Raw genomic sequence first — 15,626 nt, forward strand, 5'->3', positions numbered from 1 at the left:
GCAAACCAGCGGATCAGAGGATTTCGCGCAGATCAATGATTTCCATCTTGTGATTACGATGGGGGCTCTGCGGGCAGGGTCCCTCGGTCTGGATGATACAGCTGCCGGCAAACCGATACTTGATCGCATAGTCCCGGGCGTAATCCGTCCAGTCCGCTGGATGGTTGAGTTCATAGATCGGGAAAACACCGTACGAAAAGAGGAGCTCCCGGCAGGTCTTCTTGTTGGAACTGACCCCCAGGATCCAGGTTGACAGACGATAACGTGACAGTCGCCGGGCGGTGAGACCGCTTTCCGTGGGCGCCAGGATAGCGGCTACCGTGTCGGTCTGCCCCAGGATGTTGTTGATGCTGAAGGCAATATAGTCCACCTCGCGAATCTCGCTGAATATCCGATGCTCCGGTGTCTTGCAGTGGGCCTGCCGGGCACGGTGCGGCTCGGTGGCCCTGGCTATCTGCGTCAGCATCCGGACCGATTCCAGGGGATAACGTCCCATGGCCGACTCTTCAGAAAGCATCACACAGTCAGTCCCGTCAAGGATGGCGTTGGCCACATCAGTAGCCTCGGCACGGGTCGGTCTGCGGTTGCTGGTCATGGAATCGAGCATCTGGGTGGCGGTGATCACCGGCTTGCCGAACTGATTTGCCTTGGCAGTGATCGTCTTCTGCAGGATGGCGATCTCCTCAATCGGCACCTCGACCCCCAGGTCACCGCGTGCCACCATCACCCCATCGGCAGCTTCCATGACCTCGTCAATCTTATCTAAAATAGAGACCCGCTCAATCTTGGCAATGATAAAGGGCGCATAACCCATGGCTGTTGCAGCTTCACGTACGGCAACTATGTCGGCGGCATCGTTGACAAACGACTGACTGATGGCATCCACACCGTTTTCCAGGGCAAACTGCATGCAGGTGCGATCGTGCTCCGTAAAAGCAGAGATGCCTAAATCTATGCCGGGCAGATTGATGCCTTTTCTTGAACGCAGTCTGCCTCCGACCAAAACCCGGCAGTGCACCTCTTCTCCCTCTATGGATTCAACCTGTACCTGAATCAGCCCATCGTTGATAAACAGGATGTTGCCCGGCACAACAACCCGGGGCAACTCCTGAAGCGTTACGGAGACACGTTTGCCGTCTCCGACGATCTCTGCTGTTGTCAACGTAAAACGCTCACCAATAATAAGATCCACCGGTTCTGCAGCCAGGGTACCGATGCGGATCTTTGGTCCGGGAAGATCAGCCATGATTGCCACCGACTGGTTGACCTTTGCAGCCGCCTGCCGAATACGGCGAATCGTCTGGCCATGGTAGCTGAAATCGCTGTGTGAGAAGTTCAGCCTGGCAACGGTCATTCCAGCAGCAAGCATCTGTTCCAGCATTGCCAACGAGTCTGAGGCCGGACCGATCGTGCAGACGATCTTGGTTTTGCACGTGGGGAGCAAGGGGGCGTTACGCATCTGATCCTCCTGGGGAGAGTAACAACTGAAATCGTACAAGGGGTGGGTGTTTATACAGTACCACTGAAACACATGCTGTCCCGATGCCCCTTGCAGGCAGCACTCGGGACAGCAAGCAGCTGCAGCACCAGTTTAAAAAAAGAAACGGTATGCATCGCAGCATACCTTGTAATGAGTGGAACTGTGAGCCGGGGAAGGTTACCGCAGCCCACAGTTACACCTGCAACCGTATCCAACCGGAAACAGAACCGGATCAGCGATCCGGCCCCTTCCCGGCATAAAGAATATCAGCGGATACCTTGGTTACATCGGCCGTACCGGTCAGCAGCATGGCCTGCAGCAGTTCGTTTTTGTACTGATTCAGCATCAGAGCAACACCGTCACGACCACCGCCAAAGGCAGCCGTCACCAACGGACGGCCAATAAGCACTGCATCAGCACCAAGGGCGAGCAATTTAAGCACATCTGCGCCACTGCGCACACCGCCGTCAGCGAAAATAATGGCCTTGCCCTTTACTCGGGCAGCAATTTCGGCCAGCACATCAGCTGCTCCAGGGGTAAAGTCAAGCACCCGGCCGCCGTGGTTGGAGACCACGATCGCATCCGCACCGGCCTGCACCACCAGCTCGGCCTCATCAGCAGTCATGACTCCCTTCACGATGAAGGGTAGTCTGGTGGCTGCAATCACCTCCTGCAGCTCCTGCGATGTTTTAGGCCCGACCGGCTGGCCTTTCATGGCCATGGTCACCAGCCCGGCACCGTCGATATCCATGCCTGCCGCCAGTACACCGGCACTTTCAGCCTCACGAAGATACTGGATAACCACCGCCTGTTCTCTCGGCTTGATAATGGCGATTGTACTTCCCTGATTTGCCGCACCGACTTTAAGTCCACTGCCGAACATGGCGGGGTCGGCTCCGTCGCCGGTCATGGTGAGCGAACCGGCCTGCTGTGCACCGGCAACCAGTTCGGTGATAAACTCCTCCTCAGACATGGCGCCGCCCATGTTGTACGTTGTGCCGGTCATCGGAGCCACCAGTATCGGCATGGCCAGCTTTTTGCCCCAGAGACTGAAAGACAGCTCAGGCTCCTTCACAGGATGGATGGTGCGCATCTGCAGACGGACCCTGGCCAGGGCCTCAACATTGGCCTTAAATGAAGAGGCGGTACCCAATCCCCCCATGCCGGGGACTTCTCCGGCACAGACGCGGCCATCGCATACCGGGCAGACCCGGCAGTATCCTTTGAGTTTTTTGCGGGCATTTTCACGAACTGTTTGCATATCCATCAGTCTTTCTCCTTTATTCGTACATTGAACAATCTATTCTACCTGCTGTTAATGATGCTTCATAACCGCTGCATCAGGTCAGCCAGGGTTGCAGTCTCCATGGTGGCCCGAAGATGTGGATCAATGGCCGCAGCCTGCCCCTGATCGTCAATTTTTACATACACTATTCGGGTTGAACAGACAATTTCTTCGAGATCTTTTGTAAAATCGAACCGTCTTGCCTCAACATCGATGGTCAGAGAGGTGGTCCCCACCTGGTACACCCTGGCATAGATACGAACGTGATGACTGATTTTCACCGGTCGTTTAAACCGCACCTCGTCCATCTTCAGCGTCACCATATTCGGTGTGCGGCAGAGATAACCGGCAAAGGCAGCCCCTGCCTCGTCAAGCCAGGACAGCATGGCCCCACCGAACAGGTTGCCGTTGTAGCCGATTTCGCTGGCCCGACAGATCTTGGTCGCCACATAGTGCATTGGAAGGCTCCTCACAGTTGCATAAACGACTGTCTTTTCATCGTACCGATCGTCGCGGTAAGAACAATGCAGAAAAACCGTGCTTAAAAAGGAATGTACACGAACTTGCACACATCTGCAGATCATTGTATACACCCCAATATACTGCAAACGACCAGGAATGCAAAATGCACTACCGGCAAAGCGCAGTTCAACAGCCATACACGCGCATTCCCCTCGTTCCCGTCGCCTTGCCATCCTCCATGCAGAGCAGATCACCTATGCAAACAGCCAAGAAAAACTCACCGTTCTTCGTATGCGGGCAGTGCGGGCTTGAAAGCCGTAAATGGCTGGGTCGCTGCCCGGACTGCGGTGCCTGGGACAGCCTCACCGAACACCAACAGACACAGCTCTCTTCCGCCGGTCGTCAGACTGCTATAGCCCAGCCTTTACACATGACGACCACTGAAGAGAACACCCGTCTGATCACAGGAATCGGCGAGATGGACAGGGTGCTTGGCGGCGGCATTGTTCCCGGCTCCCTGGTCCTGATCGGCGGTGATCCCGGCATCGGCAAGTCGACCCTCATTCTCCAGCTGCTGGCCTCACTGGCTGCCAAGAACCTGCAGATGCTGTACGTCACAGGTGAAGAGTCGGCAGCACAGATCCGGATGCGTGCCGAACGTCTTAAAATTTCCGGACACAACATCTCCATCTCCACGGAGAACAGTGTGGAAGCGATTATTGATCTCGCCGGCCGGATGCACCCCGCGCTGATGGCGGTTGACTCCATTCAAACCATGTACAGTGAAGAGGTCGGATCAGCACCGGGCTCTGTCACCCAGGTGCGTGAAGCAACCGCCCGGTTGCTGCAACTGGCCAAAATCAATCACATACCCGTTCTGCTGGTCGGGCACGTGACAAAAGACGGTGCCATTGCCGGTCCGCGGGTCCTGGAGCATATGGTTGATACGGTCCTCTACTTCGAGGGTGATCGCGGCCAGGTGTTTCGTATTCTCCGCACCGTGAAAAATCGGTTCGGCTCAACCAATGAGATCGGCGTCTTTGAGATGCAGGACAGCGGTCTGATCGAGGTGAGCAATCCTTCGGCACTTTTTCTTGCCGAACGACCAGTCAATGTCTCCGGTTCTGTTGTGCTGCCCAGTGTTGAGGGAACCCGTCCCATCCTGGTCGAAGTTCAGGCCCTGGTCAGCCGCTCCAGTCTGGGCACTGCCAGAAGAACAGCCATTGGCGCTGATCCGCAGCGGTTAGCCCTGCTCACAGCTGTACTGGAAAAAAAACTGGGCATCGCGCTCTACGACCACGATATTTTCCTGAACATTGCCGGTGGTATCCGGATCAGCGAACCGGCTCTTGACCTTGGAGTGGTTGCGGCACTGCTGTCCAGCTATCTTGACAAACCTATTGACGCTAATACGGTGGTCTGTGGTGAAATCGGTCTGGCCGGGGAAATACGGGCCGTGGGGCAGATGGAGCAGCGGGTGCGGGAAGCCGGACGATTGGGTTTCCAGACCTTTCTCATGCCGGAGTCATCCGCACGTCAACTGCAAAGCAGCAAGAAAGAGAAGATGAGAGTACTCGCGGTCCGCGGGGTCTCAGAGCTGGCTGAACATCTGTTCACTGCCTGAAAAATAACCAGAAGATATCCAGCCAACCCAAAACAAAGGCAAAGGCCGATCCGGCTGAGGTTCCGGACAGGGCCGCCCCTCCTTTTATCTAAGGCTTCTCAGGACAGAGAGAACGTGCCTGGGAATCACGTGAACTCAAACAGGTGACCAGTTGGGCACTCTCCTGGTCACTCAGCTCAGCGCCCTCTTTAATCATGGTATGCATCACCCATTTCCAATAGATGACACCGCTGTTCGACTCCATTTTGGGACAGATATAGTTGACCTGATGACAGGAGGCACATCTGTTCTGCAGCAGGTTTTTGCACCCCTCTTCGGCGAGGACTGAACCGGCCGCCAGACTGCCGATAAGGGTAAACAACAGCCCTGTCCATATCTTTTGCATACGGCGCATACCCATCACTCCTTGGGCTTATCAAGCCCGGTTCTACTGCTGATTGTCCACCACAGGATCCGCACGAAGAAGAAGGAGAATAAAAACTTCTCCGTGCGGACGCCTTGCCGGTAACCGCATCCGGCCCTGTACAACCGGATGCGGGTCAGACGGCTTTAATGGGAGAAAAGCGGAAGATGTTTTGCTGACATCTTGTACAGAAAAACCCCCAGAGAAATAATACCCAGCGAGAGAAGAAATTCCATCCAGGAAGGCCCATAGGTCACCCCCCTCCAGGTGTTGTACTGTTCCATGCTGAACAGACAGACATTCAGCCTGTTCAGAAGGACACCGGCAATGACCAGCATATTGACCGAAAAGACGATGCCGAGGTTGGTGCGGTACTTTTTGACGCAGAGAACAGCGATGGGGATAATAACACCGATCAGCATCTCCAGAAGATACATATTGCCCTCAACAGAGCCATCAAAGGCCATTCCCGGGCTGGCCACGGCAAACAGCTGATAGACCTTGAGCAGAAGATAAAAACTCAGCACAATCAGGCTGCCGCGGGCCAGTCCGTAAAAGACCTCCTTGTCGACCTTATGCTTTAAGAACTTGTAACTGAGCATCGTCTCAAAGCTGACCATGGACAACCCCATGGCTACAGCAGACACGAGAAAATGAAACGGCAACTTGGTGTCCCACCACAGGGGTGACATCTTTGACGGTGCAATCAAAAAGACAGCACCAAGGGATGACTGGTGCAGGGTGGAGAGCATGACCCCGAAAATGACGGCACCAATCATGATTTTATTGACCGCCTTCAGTGCCCGGTTCCAGCCGAGTCGTTCAAAGAGCATGGGGCTGAACTCAAGCCCCAGGGTGGTGGTGTAAAAGATAACGTGCATGGCCACAACCCACATGACCGAGTGGTACTGCCACATAACAGCGGGATGCGCCAGACGAAAGGGATGGCCGATATCAAAGAACAGGGCAATGACCGCCATCAGGTAACCTAAAAAGGCCGTGAGAATGGCCGGACGAACGATGGGACGGTATTTCTTCCAGTTAAAGAGGTATACGGCGCAGGCGATGATGAAACCGCCGGCAGCCATGGCAACACCGCCGAGCACATCCAGCCCGAGCCAAAAACCCCAGGGATAACCGTCGTTCAGGTTGGTCGCCGCTCCCAGGCCGTAAAGCATCCGGTACACAGCGACAGCACTGCCGAGGATAATCAGGACAACCATAACAATGGTTGCCGGTGTCCACGTTTTAATGTGCGGATTCGATTCCATTGTGTTTCACCTCATAGCCAATGTGACGGAGTTGATCGACAACTGCACGGATTGTTTTCTCCATTCCGGCCTCCACCTCGGGTGACAGGCCGATGCCGACATCAAGCTGTTTCGGCTCAATACCGTACAGGGTCAGGTGTTTCGGCATGGTGCCGGTGAGTTGCGCTGTTGCCAGAACATCGCAGATTCCCAGCTGATGGGGGGTGGTGCGGATGAGGAAAGCCCGGGGCACATGTTCACCCTCCACTCTGATGACCGCACCGGGTTCCCGACCGTCTTGCAGGGCATCGATCAAGATAACCTGCTCCCTGTTGTCCAGGAGACCAAGCAGCTCAAAACCGGCCGTCCCGCCATCAACACATTCCACTGACGCAGGCAGCGAGTACCGCCGGTTCAGTTCGGCAACCGTCCGACAGCCGACCCCCTCATCGCCGATGAGCAGATTCCCTATGCCGAGCACTAATGTTTTCACTTCCTGTGGTGCTGTCACAGCACTTTCACCTTGGCAAGCGGCGTTTTCTTCCCGTCAACCAGGTGTATGGCACAGGCTATACAGGGATCAAACGAGTGGATAGTGCGCAGCACCTCAAGAGGAAGTTCAGGATCGGCAACCGGGTTCCCCACCAGCGAGGCCTCATACGGTCCAAGGGCACCCTGATCATTTCTCGGCCCGGCGTTCCAGGTGGAGGGTACCACCGCCTGATAGTTCCTGATCTTCCCGTTTTCAATGATCACCCAGTGGGAGAGCATGCCACGGGAGGCCTCATGAAAACCGATACCGCGTTGTTCACCTCTTGGGAACACAGGCGGATTGAAGGTGTTCAGGTCGCCCTTACCGATATTGTCGATCAGGGCCTGCCATTGAATGGTAAGGGTTTCATGAAGCACAGCACTGCGTATCACACGAGCGGCGATCCGGCCGATGGTTGAATGCAGTGCATCGATTCCCACCGTGGTGCCCGCAATGGCTGAGACCGTCTTTAAGGTCTGGTCCACATACTTCTGGGTGGTCGCATGCCCGGCAAGGTACATGGTCAGCACATGAGCCAGTGGACCGACCTGTGCCGGTTTCCCCAGGTATGTCGGTGCCTTGACCCAGGAGTACTTCTTCTCAGGATCAAAGCCGGTGTAGTTGGGCACGGTTTCGCCCTCAAAAGGTGAACGATCCCAGTTGCCGTTGTACCAGGCATGTTTAATCGACTCTTTGACGCCGTCATACAGCGTCTTCTCATGCTGAGTGACCAGTGGGGTAAATCTGGATACATCTCCATCCGGGATATATCCTCCCGGCAGGGTATAGACAGTGCCCTTGGTGTCCATCGGCATATCGGGCACTGCCAGATAATTGGTTACTCCGGCACCATAGGTGGTCCAATCCGCATAAAAGGCACCTATCGCCGCCACATCGGTGAGCATGGCCTGTCTGATAAAATCACCGACCTCATCGATGACGGTCTTGATGTGAAAGAGCTTCTCAATGGTGAGATTGGCCGGACTGTCCGGGTTAAGGGGGTTGGTCACACCACCAACCACCAGGTTCTGAATATGCGGCGTCTTACTGCCGAGAATGGCCACAATCTGATTGACCTTACGCTGGCAGGTCAACGCCTGAAAGTAATGGGTAACAGCCAGCAGATTCACCTCCGGCGACAGTTTCATTGCCGGATGTCCCCAGTAACCGCTGGCAAAGATACCCAGCTGGCCGGAACTGATAAATTTTTTCAGGCGATCCTGTGTTGCCCTGATCTCCTGAACGCTGTTGCCTTTCCAGTCGGACAGCCGCTGCCCTAACGCAGCTGTTGCCTCGACATCAGCCGTGGTGGCTGACACGATATCAACCCAATCCAGAGCACTGAGCTGGTAGAAATGCACCATATGGTCAAAGATGTTGTGGGCACCGATGATCATATTCCTGATATACTGGGCATTGAGCGGGACCTCCATCTTCAGGGCATCCTCAACGGCGCGGACCGAGGCCACGGCGTGCACCGTGGTACAGACACCGCAGATACGCTGGGTGTACGCCCAGGCATCCCGGGGATCACGCCCCTGAAGGATGATCTCAATTCCCCGCCACATCTGACCGGAAGACCAGGCATTAGACACCTTGCCGTTATCGATTTCACAGTCAATCCGTAGATGCCCCTCGATTCTGGTAACCGGATCAATGGTTATTTTTTTGGTCATGTGCGTTCTCCTTTATACGCTCCTTGAGGGAGATTTCATCAAAATCATACCTGCCGTGAACAAGGCTTATCAGGATGCATCATCCCCCTGGTCGGCATCGTTCTTCTTCTTGTCCAACCTCTGGGTCACCAGTCGGGTCACCGTGCCGGCCACCAGCAAAGCGCCGATCAGTGCGGGAACATGAGAAACGTAATCCCACGTGAAATCAGGATACACCTGGTCTGTAATCCTGGGATTGAAGCCCAGCTTGTCAAAGCTGACTCCGGCCAGGAAGAGATACTGGGTGCCACCGGCTTCGTTAAGGCCGTAGATATGATTGACATAGGTATCAACAACCTTTTCGGTACGCTCGTCACCGTCGACCCGCTTCACCGGATACGCATACACGTCGCCGGGTTTCAGCGCCAGACGTCGCTGAGCCTCCGCCTGCAGATCCTTCACTTTGCCGAAAATCGAAGCACCGGTCGGACAGAACTCACAGCAGGCCGAATACCTGCCCTGGGCATAGAGATGGTTGCACAGCTGACACTTGACCACGGAAGGAGACGCCTTTTCCCACTCGTACATCGGTATGCCGAATGGGCAGGCAACCTGACAGTACCGACAACCAAAGCACCGGTTTTTGTTGTAGGTGACAATACCGGTCTCCGGATTCTTCTGCAGTGCCGCCACCGGACACACAGCAACACAGGCCGGTTCAAGACAGTGCAGACAGTGCATCTTGATGAAGCTCTTGCTCTGCTCACCGGGGTTGACCGGTGCAGCCGTCTCTTCGTTGTACAGAGCCTTTATGATGCACAGAGTTTTGGCGGACAGACTCTCGGGCGCATCGTAAATATGGTCTTCTTCAGTGTATTCGAAGGGAATTTTGCCTGCAGTGTTTTTATGGAAGAGCGCACCACCGGGCTCGGAGTTGGCCTTTTTGCAGTTGACCATGCACGACATACAGCCAATGCACAGCGTTGAGTCATAGAGGATACCGACCGCCTCAGGTGGTAGTTCCGGAGTCTTTGCCGCCCGGGCAGACTCGGCCCCGGCCGAGAGCATCAGCCCCGTTCCGGCGGAAAACTTAAGAAAGTCTCGTCTGTTGATCGTCATGCTGTCATCCTCCTGCCTGTGAGGAATCATCACCCTTGCCGCCTCTCTGGGAAAGAGCAACAGCCGCTGCGCCTACAGCCGCTCCGGCAACCCCATAGGCAAAATTCTTGGCACCCGAACCTTTCTCAGGGACTGTCGTAGGCTGCTGAGCAGGCGGGGTGGGAAAAACGACCTTGGCTTTGGTAAATAACGGGACGTGGAAGCCGACTTTCTCCTCAGAGCAGCCAAAACAGGGGGCTCCGGTTGCCACCGGCCAGCAGCCGGGCGTGTCGTTATAGTCCAGACTGGAGCAGTTATTATATGTCTCCGGTCCCTTACAGCCGAGTTTGTAGAGACAGTAGCCCTGACGATGACCGGCATCACCGAACTCCTCGGCAAAACGACCGGCATCAAAATGGGGTCGGCGCTCACAGTTCTCGTGGATAATACGACTGTAGGCAAACATGGGGCGGCCCTTGTCGTCCAGTGCGGGCAACTTGCCAAAGGTCAGAAAATGAATAACTGTTGAGAGAAAGTTGTACGGGTTGGGCGGACAGCCGGGAATGTTGACCACCGGTATGTTCTGCGGTTTGAGAATCTCGTACACCGGAGTCGCCCCTGTCGGGTTGGGATCTGCCGAAGGAACCCCGCCCCAGGCCGCACAGGAACCGATGGCAATAACCGCGGCGGCAAGAGGTGCCATCTCTTTTAAAATATCCACCACCGGCCTGCCGCCGATCATACAGTAGACTCCGCCGTCTTTGACCGGGATGGAGCCGTCCACCACGAGTATGAACTTGCCCTTGTTCTCTTCAATGGCCTTGGCCAGGTGTGCTTCCGCCTGATGCCCGGCTCCGGCATTGAGTGTTTCAGAGTACTCAAGGGAGATCAGATCAAGGATCAGAGTTTCCAACGTCGGGTGGCCGGTGCGGAGCAGGCTCTCCACACAGCCGGTGCACTGCTGGCCGGAAAGCCAGATCACAGAAGGTCTCTTCGGTGAGGTAACCGCTTCGGCAATCTGAGGAACCACCGTCATCGGCAATCCCATTGACGCAGCCACGGCCGTGCAGAATTTCATGAAATCTCTACGGTTCACGCTGTTCAGCAGATGAACGCTACCGTCAACGACCTTTGACTTCATTCGCCACCTCCTTAAAATTCTATTAACTGCCTACGTCTGCATATGGACAAACTTCTGTCGTTCTGTTGCGTAAAAAAACAAGATGTATCTATCCTGTCTATATAGGCAAAAAAATGCCTGTTCAAGATGTTTTTCATCTTGCCCATTTTGCACAACTCGAAGTGAAAATCCTGTATATTCCGCCAAAAACACCTGCCCACACACCTGCCGACCAGACAATAAACGCTCCAAAGGTCCATTTTTATAGCGTAAAACCACAAAACATGGAACCACCAGAGAGCAGTGCCCAGCAAGTCCGGACCGAACAGTCCGGTGTGCAGACCGAGGTCTGAGCATAACTTTGCACAAGCAGCACCCGGACGCACACATCTACATGCACAGGATTGATCATTGCCGGGCAATCTCTTTTTTACAGGAGTCAACTCATGGAAATTACGCTAGAAACCCCTCTTGACATGCATCTTCACCTGCGGGAACAGGAGATGCTGACCCTGGTCGCCCCGTTCAGTGCCGCCCAGTTCGCCGGTGGCGTCATCATGCCGAACCTGGTGGAACCCGTTGACAGCCTGCAGCGGCTGCGAGCGTACCGTTCAGCTATCCTGACAGCCTGCGATGGTGCCGTCTTTCACCCCTACATGACCCTCTTTTTCCGGGACTACTCACAACAGGAACTCATGGCCGCCAGAGATGCAATCATCGGCCTCAAGTTATATCCCGCCGGTATCACGACACAGAGCGAAGCCGGTGTCCGCAATTTCGACCAGATAGAAAAAACCGTCGCCCTTCTGGAAGAGCTGGACATTCCGCTGTTGATCCATGGTGAAAGCAGTGGCTTTGTCATGGACAGGGAACAAGAATTTTTACCTGTCTATGAACGGCTTGCCACAACCTTTCCCCGTCTGCGCATCGTCATGGAGCACATAACCACCGCTGACGCCCTCACATTGCTCGACCGATTTGATAACGTGGCCGCCACCATCACCCTCCATCACCTGCTGATCACCCTGGATGATGTGGCCGGGAACCTGCTGCAGCCCGATCTCTTCTGTAAACCCATAGCCAAAACCCCCCGTGACCGCGAGGCCCTGCGGCGGGCAGTCCTGGATGGGCATCCCCGCCTCATGTTCGGCTCTGATTCCGCCCCTCATCCCAGACACCGCAAGGAATGTCTCGGTTGCGCTGCCGGTATTTTTTCTGCGCCGGTGGCCCTGCCTGCCCTGGTACAGCTGTTTGAAGAGGCCGACTGCCTGGACAGACTCCCCATCTTTGTCAGCACCAATGCGCAACGTTTCTACCGGATCACGCCACCGGCAAAAACCGTGCATCTCGAACGTCTTCCCTGGCAGGTGCCGAAACACTATGAAACAGTTGCACCGTTTCTTGCCGAAAAAACAATAGCATGGCGCTTGAAACCGTCTGGTTCTGATTGAACCAAGCGGCTGAACATGGTATCGAACTGTGTCAGTCAACAGGCAAAAAAATGACGATGACCACCAATCGGCTGATTCAATTTGTTCACTTTCACCAATTGAACGAACTGCTGCACGAACATTGAAGACAGCCGGCGGTGCCATCGACAAGGCTGTTCTTGAAGTTCAGGGCAAGCAGTATGGCCAACGGATCCCCACCCTCACCTGCAGAACGGGTGGGTAACCAAACAACATACCGCTCTTCCCCGCCTTTCGGCCCGTCAACATCTGTACCGGCCGACTGTGATGTAACTTCCAGGTCGATCGTTGCGCCTCAGGCTCTTCGATCCTCATCATTTTTTTAACCGAGGAGAATGTACATGCCCCAGTCTTACCCCCGCGCCTTTACGCGCAACTTCCTTGGCAATTCGCCGCTCTGGTACAAACTGGTCATCCTGGCCTTTCTTATTGCCAACCCGTTCATACTCAAATACTACGGCTCATTCATTGCCGGCTGGGTGCTGATCGGTCAGTTTATCTTCACCCTAGCAATGGCGCTCAAGTGTTATCCTTTACCCGCAGGCGGGCTGCTGGCACTGGAGGCGGTTTTCATCGGCATGACCAATCCGAATACCGTCTACCAGGAGACGCTCAACAACTTTGAAGTCATCCTGCTGTTGATCTTCATGGTAGCCGGCATCTACTTCATGAAAGACTTCCTTCGCTTCACCTTCACCCGTATCCTGGTCCGGGTACAGTCTAAAATCGCCATCTCCCTGCTTTTCTGCTTTACCAGCGCCTTTCTTTCCGCCTTTCTTGATGCACTCACCGTGACCGCCGTTATCATTGCGGTAGCCTACGGATTTTATGACATCTACCACCGATTTGTTTCCGGAAAAGAAGGAACCGTCCCCCATGATCTGGCCAGCGACCTGGCCCTTAAGGAAAAAGAACGGGAAGACCTGCAGCAGTTCCGCCGTTTTCTCCGCAACCTGATGATGCACGGTGCCGTGGGCACAGCACTTGGTGGTGTGTGTACACTGGTGGGCGAGCCGCAGAACCTTCTTATCGGCAGTGAACTGGGCTGGAGCTTTGCGACCTTCTTCATCAATGTAGCACCGGTCTCCCTGCCTGTACTGATCGTTGGTATGGGCACCTGCTACCTGGTGGAGAAAAAAGGGTGGTTCGGTTACGGCCACAAACTGCCGGGTCATATCCGTTCGCACCTGCTGGAAACAGCCATCAAAATGGAAGAAAAACGTGGCACCAGGGGGAAGCTGCAGTTGGCGGTTCAGGCACTTGCCGGCCTCTGGCTCATCATAGCCCTGGCGTTCCATATGGCGGCAGTCGGTTTGATCGGTCTGTCGGTTATTGTTCTGCTCACCAGCTTAAACGGCATCACTGAAGAACATCAGATCGGCCATGCCTTTGAGGAGGCCCTGCCGTTTACCGCTCTCTTAGTGGTGTTCTTTGCCATTGTTGCTGTTATTCACGACCAGCACCTGTTTGCCCCGATAATCACCTATGTGTTAAGCCTTAAAGGACAGGTACAGCTGGTTGCCTACTATATTGCCAACGGCCTGCTCTCTGCTATTTCCGACAACGTGTTCGTGGGCACGGTCTATGTCTCGGAAACGAAGATTCATTTTATTGAGATGCTGGGCGCAATCGCAGATATCGGGATGAGCGGTGAAGAGTTGCTCAACAAGCTCACCGACCCGCACGTTGCCCGCAAAGAGATTCTGGGCAATCTGCCACAGGCTGCAGCAGATCAGGCGGCGGCCCTGATGCATCAGTACGACAAGCTCGCAGTGGCCATCAACACCGGCACCAACATTCCCAGTGTTGCCACCCCCAACGGTCAGGCCGCCTTCCTCTTCCTCCTGACCTCGGCACTTGCTCCGGTTATCCGGCTCTCCTATGGTCGCATGGTGTACCTTGCCCTTCCCTATACCATCACCATGTCGCTGAGCGGTCTGGCGGCTGTCTTTCTGTTTCTGTAACAACCAACTCAAACAAGTACAGGAATCAAACAAGAAGAGGCGTATCGATTGTTCGATACGCCTCTTTGTATTCTATCTGTCTATTATCTATCCAGACTATACGGATCGGTAAACCCTACAACATCTTTTTAAAGGTTACGGCCAGCTCATGCACTGCCATAGCATAGTAGGTACTGTTGTTGTAGCGGGTGATCGTGTAGAAGTTCGGGTGACCGATCAGGTACTGATCAGCCCGCTGATGCCGCAGCAGCAGGAGGCTCAGCGCGTTATCACTGCTGCAGGGACGGACCGGGGTCAGACCGGCCTGCCGCAACTCAGCTAAAGAGTATCTGCTGTCATACCCCGGCTTCAACAGAACCGGCCGGCCATCAGAGTGTAACGGTGTCACCACAGCCTGGCCGGGTTGCCAGCCGTGCTGCACAAAGTAGTTGGCAATACTGCCGATGGCATCTTCCGGATCCCACAGGTCCTTACGACCGTCACCGTTAAAGTCAACCGCCCACTTCAGAAAGCTGGTCGGCATAAACTGGCCAAGCCCCATGGCCCCGGCAAACGAGCCCACCGGCCTGGCCGGGTCCATCCTCTCTTTCCGGGTCATCAGCAGAAAACTCTCCAGCTCGCCGCGAAAGTACTCCCCGCGCCGTCTGTAATCAAAGCCTAAAGTGGTCAGGGCATCCAGTACCCGGTCTTTGCCGACAAAGGCACCAAAATTTGTTTCCACAGCCAGAATACCCAGGATGTACTCCTGCGGTACACCATACATCCTGGCAGCACGCTGCAGGGGTGCCTGGTGACGCCGGGCAAACGCCACTCCGGCATTGATATGACGCTCATGAAGAAATTTAGCCCGGTAACTGGTCCAGCCGCCGACCGTGGGCCCTCTTTTGGTTGCCTGGTCCGATTGAGCGTAATAGTTGAGTGTCCAGTCCTTTCGTCGGGCCTGGGAAAGGAGGCCGAACAGGTACTCACGTTCAAACCCGTGCTTTTGCACCATCAGCTCAACAAACTCTTCCAGATCGGGATAACCGGCAAAATCACCTGACAGCTGTCCGGCATGGTACGAACCGACACAGGCGGGTGGAGCCGGTGTCGGCGTCAAAGGTGGTTGGGCGATTTTCGGGGAGGCAACGTACACCGGCTGGTCAGCACAGGCGCTCAGACCAAAAAACGTCAATGCCAGGCAACAGAGCAGCAACTGTCGACGAAGAGCGGCAAAAGACAACAAGAAACACGGCACCTGCTGCCGGCCGGAAACAGCAAAAAAAGAAAGGGAAAAACGCATAC

General features: G+C 54.9%; 13 protein-coding genes. 3 read left to right on the forward strand and 10 right to left on the reverse strand.

What is annotated here, in order from left to right; genetic code table 11:
* Window positions 1–13 precede the first annotated feature (13 nt).
* The 3 genes from pyk to HP555_RS00965 form a co-directional block, all read right to left on the reverse strand.
* Window positions 14–1,459: a pyruvate kinase gene (gene pyk, locus HP555_RS00955; protein WP_199263355.1), complete on the reverse strand. Its 1,446-nt coding sequence runs from the start codon at window positions 1,457–1,459 to the stop codon at window positions 14–16.
* Window positions 1,460–1,712: 253 nt separating this feature from the next.
* Window positions 1,713–2,747, reverse strand: a complete 1,035-nt coding sequence (locus HP555_RS00960) for an alpha-hydroxy-acid oxidizing protein (protein WP_199263356.1) — start codon at window positions 2,745–2,747, stop codon at window positions 1,713–1,715.
* Window positions 2,748–2,806: 59 nt separating this feature from the next.
* The gene (locus tag HP555_RS00965) at window positions 2,807–3,223 is read right to left on the reverse strand and encodes an acyl-CoA thioesterase (RefSeq protein WP_199263357.1); all 417 of its coding nucleotides are present in this window, start codon (window positions 3,221–3,223) and stop codon (window positions 2,807–2,809) included.
* A 260-nt stretch (window positions 3,224–3,483) separates the two neighbouring features.
* Between HP555_RS00965 and radA the strand changes: the two genes are divergently transcribed.
* Entirely contained in the window at window positions 3,484–4,851 is a 1,368-nt protein-coding gene (gene radA, locus HP555_RS00970) for a DNA repair protein RadA (protein WP_199263358.1), read from the forward strand.
* Between the two features lie 88 nt (window positions 4,852–4,939).
* On the opposite strand, the gene HP555_RS00975 is transcribed toward radA, so the two are convergent.
* From HP555_RS00975 to HP555_RS01000, 6 genes are all read right to left on the reverse strand, one after another.
* A complete protein-coding gene (locus tag HP555_RS00975) occupies window positions 4,940–5,245 on the reverse strand; it encodes a hypothetical protein (protein ID WP_199263359.1) in 306 nt (101 codons plus the stop codon).
* Between the two features lie 155 nt (window positions 5,246–5,400).
* A complete protein-coding gene (gene nrfD, locus HP555_RS00980; RefSeq protein ID WP_199263360.1) occupies window positions 5,401–6,525 on the reverse strand; it encodes an NrfD/PsrC family molybdoenzyme membrane anchor subunit in 1,125 nt (374 codons plus the stop codon).
* On the reverse strand, window positions 6,503–7,015 hold the full coding sequence (locus HP555_RS00985) for a HyaD/HybD family hydrogenase maturation endopeptidase (RefSeq protein ID WP_199263361.1): 513 nt from the start codon (window positions 7,013–7,015) through the stop codon (window positions 6,503–6,505). The genes nrfD and HP555_RS00985 overlap by 23 nt, the downstream gene beginning before the upstream one ends.
* Entirely contained in the window at window positions 7,012–8,712 is a 1,701-nt protein-coding gene (locus HP555_RS00990) for a nickel-dependent hydrogenase large subunit (RefSeq protein ID WP_199263362.1), read from the reverse strand. Before HP555_RS00990 ends, HP555_RS00985 begins: the two co-directional genes overlap by 4 nt.
* 69 nt (window positions 8,713–8,781) lie before the next feature.
* Window positions 8,782–9,810 (reverse strand): hydrogenase 2 operon protein HybA, encoded by a 1,029-nt coding sequence (gene hybA / locus HP555_RS00995; protein WP_199263363.1) that lies wholly within the window; start codon window positions 9,808–9,810, stop codon window positions 8,782–8,784.
* A 4-nt stretch (window positions 9,811–9,814) separates the two neighbouring features.
* Window positions 9,815–10,930 carry a hydrogenase small subunit gene (locus HP555_RS01000; RefSeq protein WP_199263364.1) on the reverse strand — a complete coding sequence of 372 codons (1,116 nt, stop codon included), beginning with the start codon at window positions 10,928–10,930 and terminating at the stop codon, window positions 9,815–9,817.
* A 425-nt stretch (window positions 10,931–11,355) separates the two neighbouring features.
* On the opposite strand from HP555_RS01000, the gene pyrC reads away from it, so the two are divergent.
* The gene (pyrC, locus tag HP555_RS01005) at window positions 11,356–12,360 is read left to right on the forward strand and encodes a dihydroorotase (protein ID WP_199263365.1); all 1,005 of its coding nucleotides are present in this window, start codon (window positions 11,356–11,358) and stop codon (window positions 12,358–12,360) included.
* A 359-nt stretch (window positions 12,361–12,719) separates the two neighbouring features.
* Window positions 12,720–14,342 (forward strand): sodium/proton antiporter NhaB, encoded by a 1,623-nt coding sequence (gene nhaB / locus HP555_RS01010; protein ID WP_199263366.1) that lies wholly within the window; start codon window positions 12,720–12,722, stop codon window positions 14,340–14,342.
* 115 nt (window positions 14,343–14,457) lie between these two features.
* Here nhaB and mltB read toward each other — a convergent pair whose 3' ends face one another.
* Window positions 14,458–15,624: a lytic murein transglycosylase B gene (gene mltB, locus HP555_RS01015; protein ID WP_199263367.1), complete on the reverse strand. Its 1,167-nt coding sequence runs from the start codon at window positions 15,622–15,624 to the stop codon at window positions 14,458–14,460.
* Between the last annotated feature and the right edge of the window lie 2 nt (window positions 15,625–15,626).

The sequence above is a fragment of the Desulfobulbus oligotrophicus genome (assembly GCF_016446285.1).
Classification (GTDB): domain Bacteria; phylum Desulfobacterota; class Desulfobulbia; order Desulfobulbales; family Desulfobulbaceae; genus Desulfobulbus; species Desulfobulbus oligotrophicus.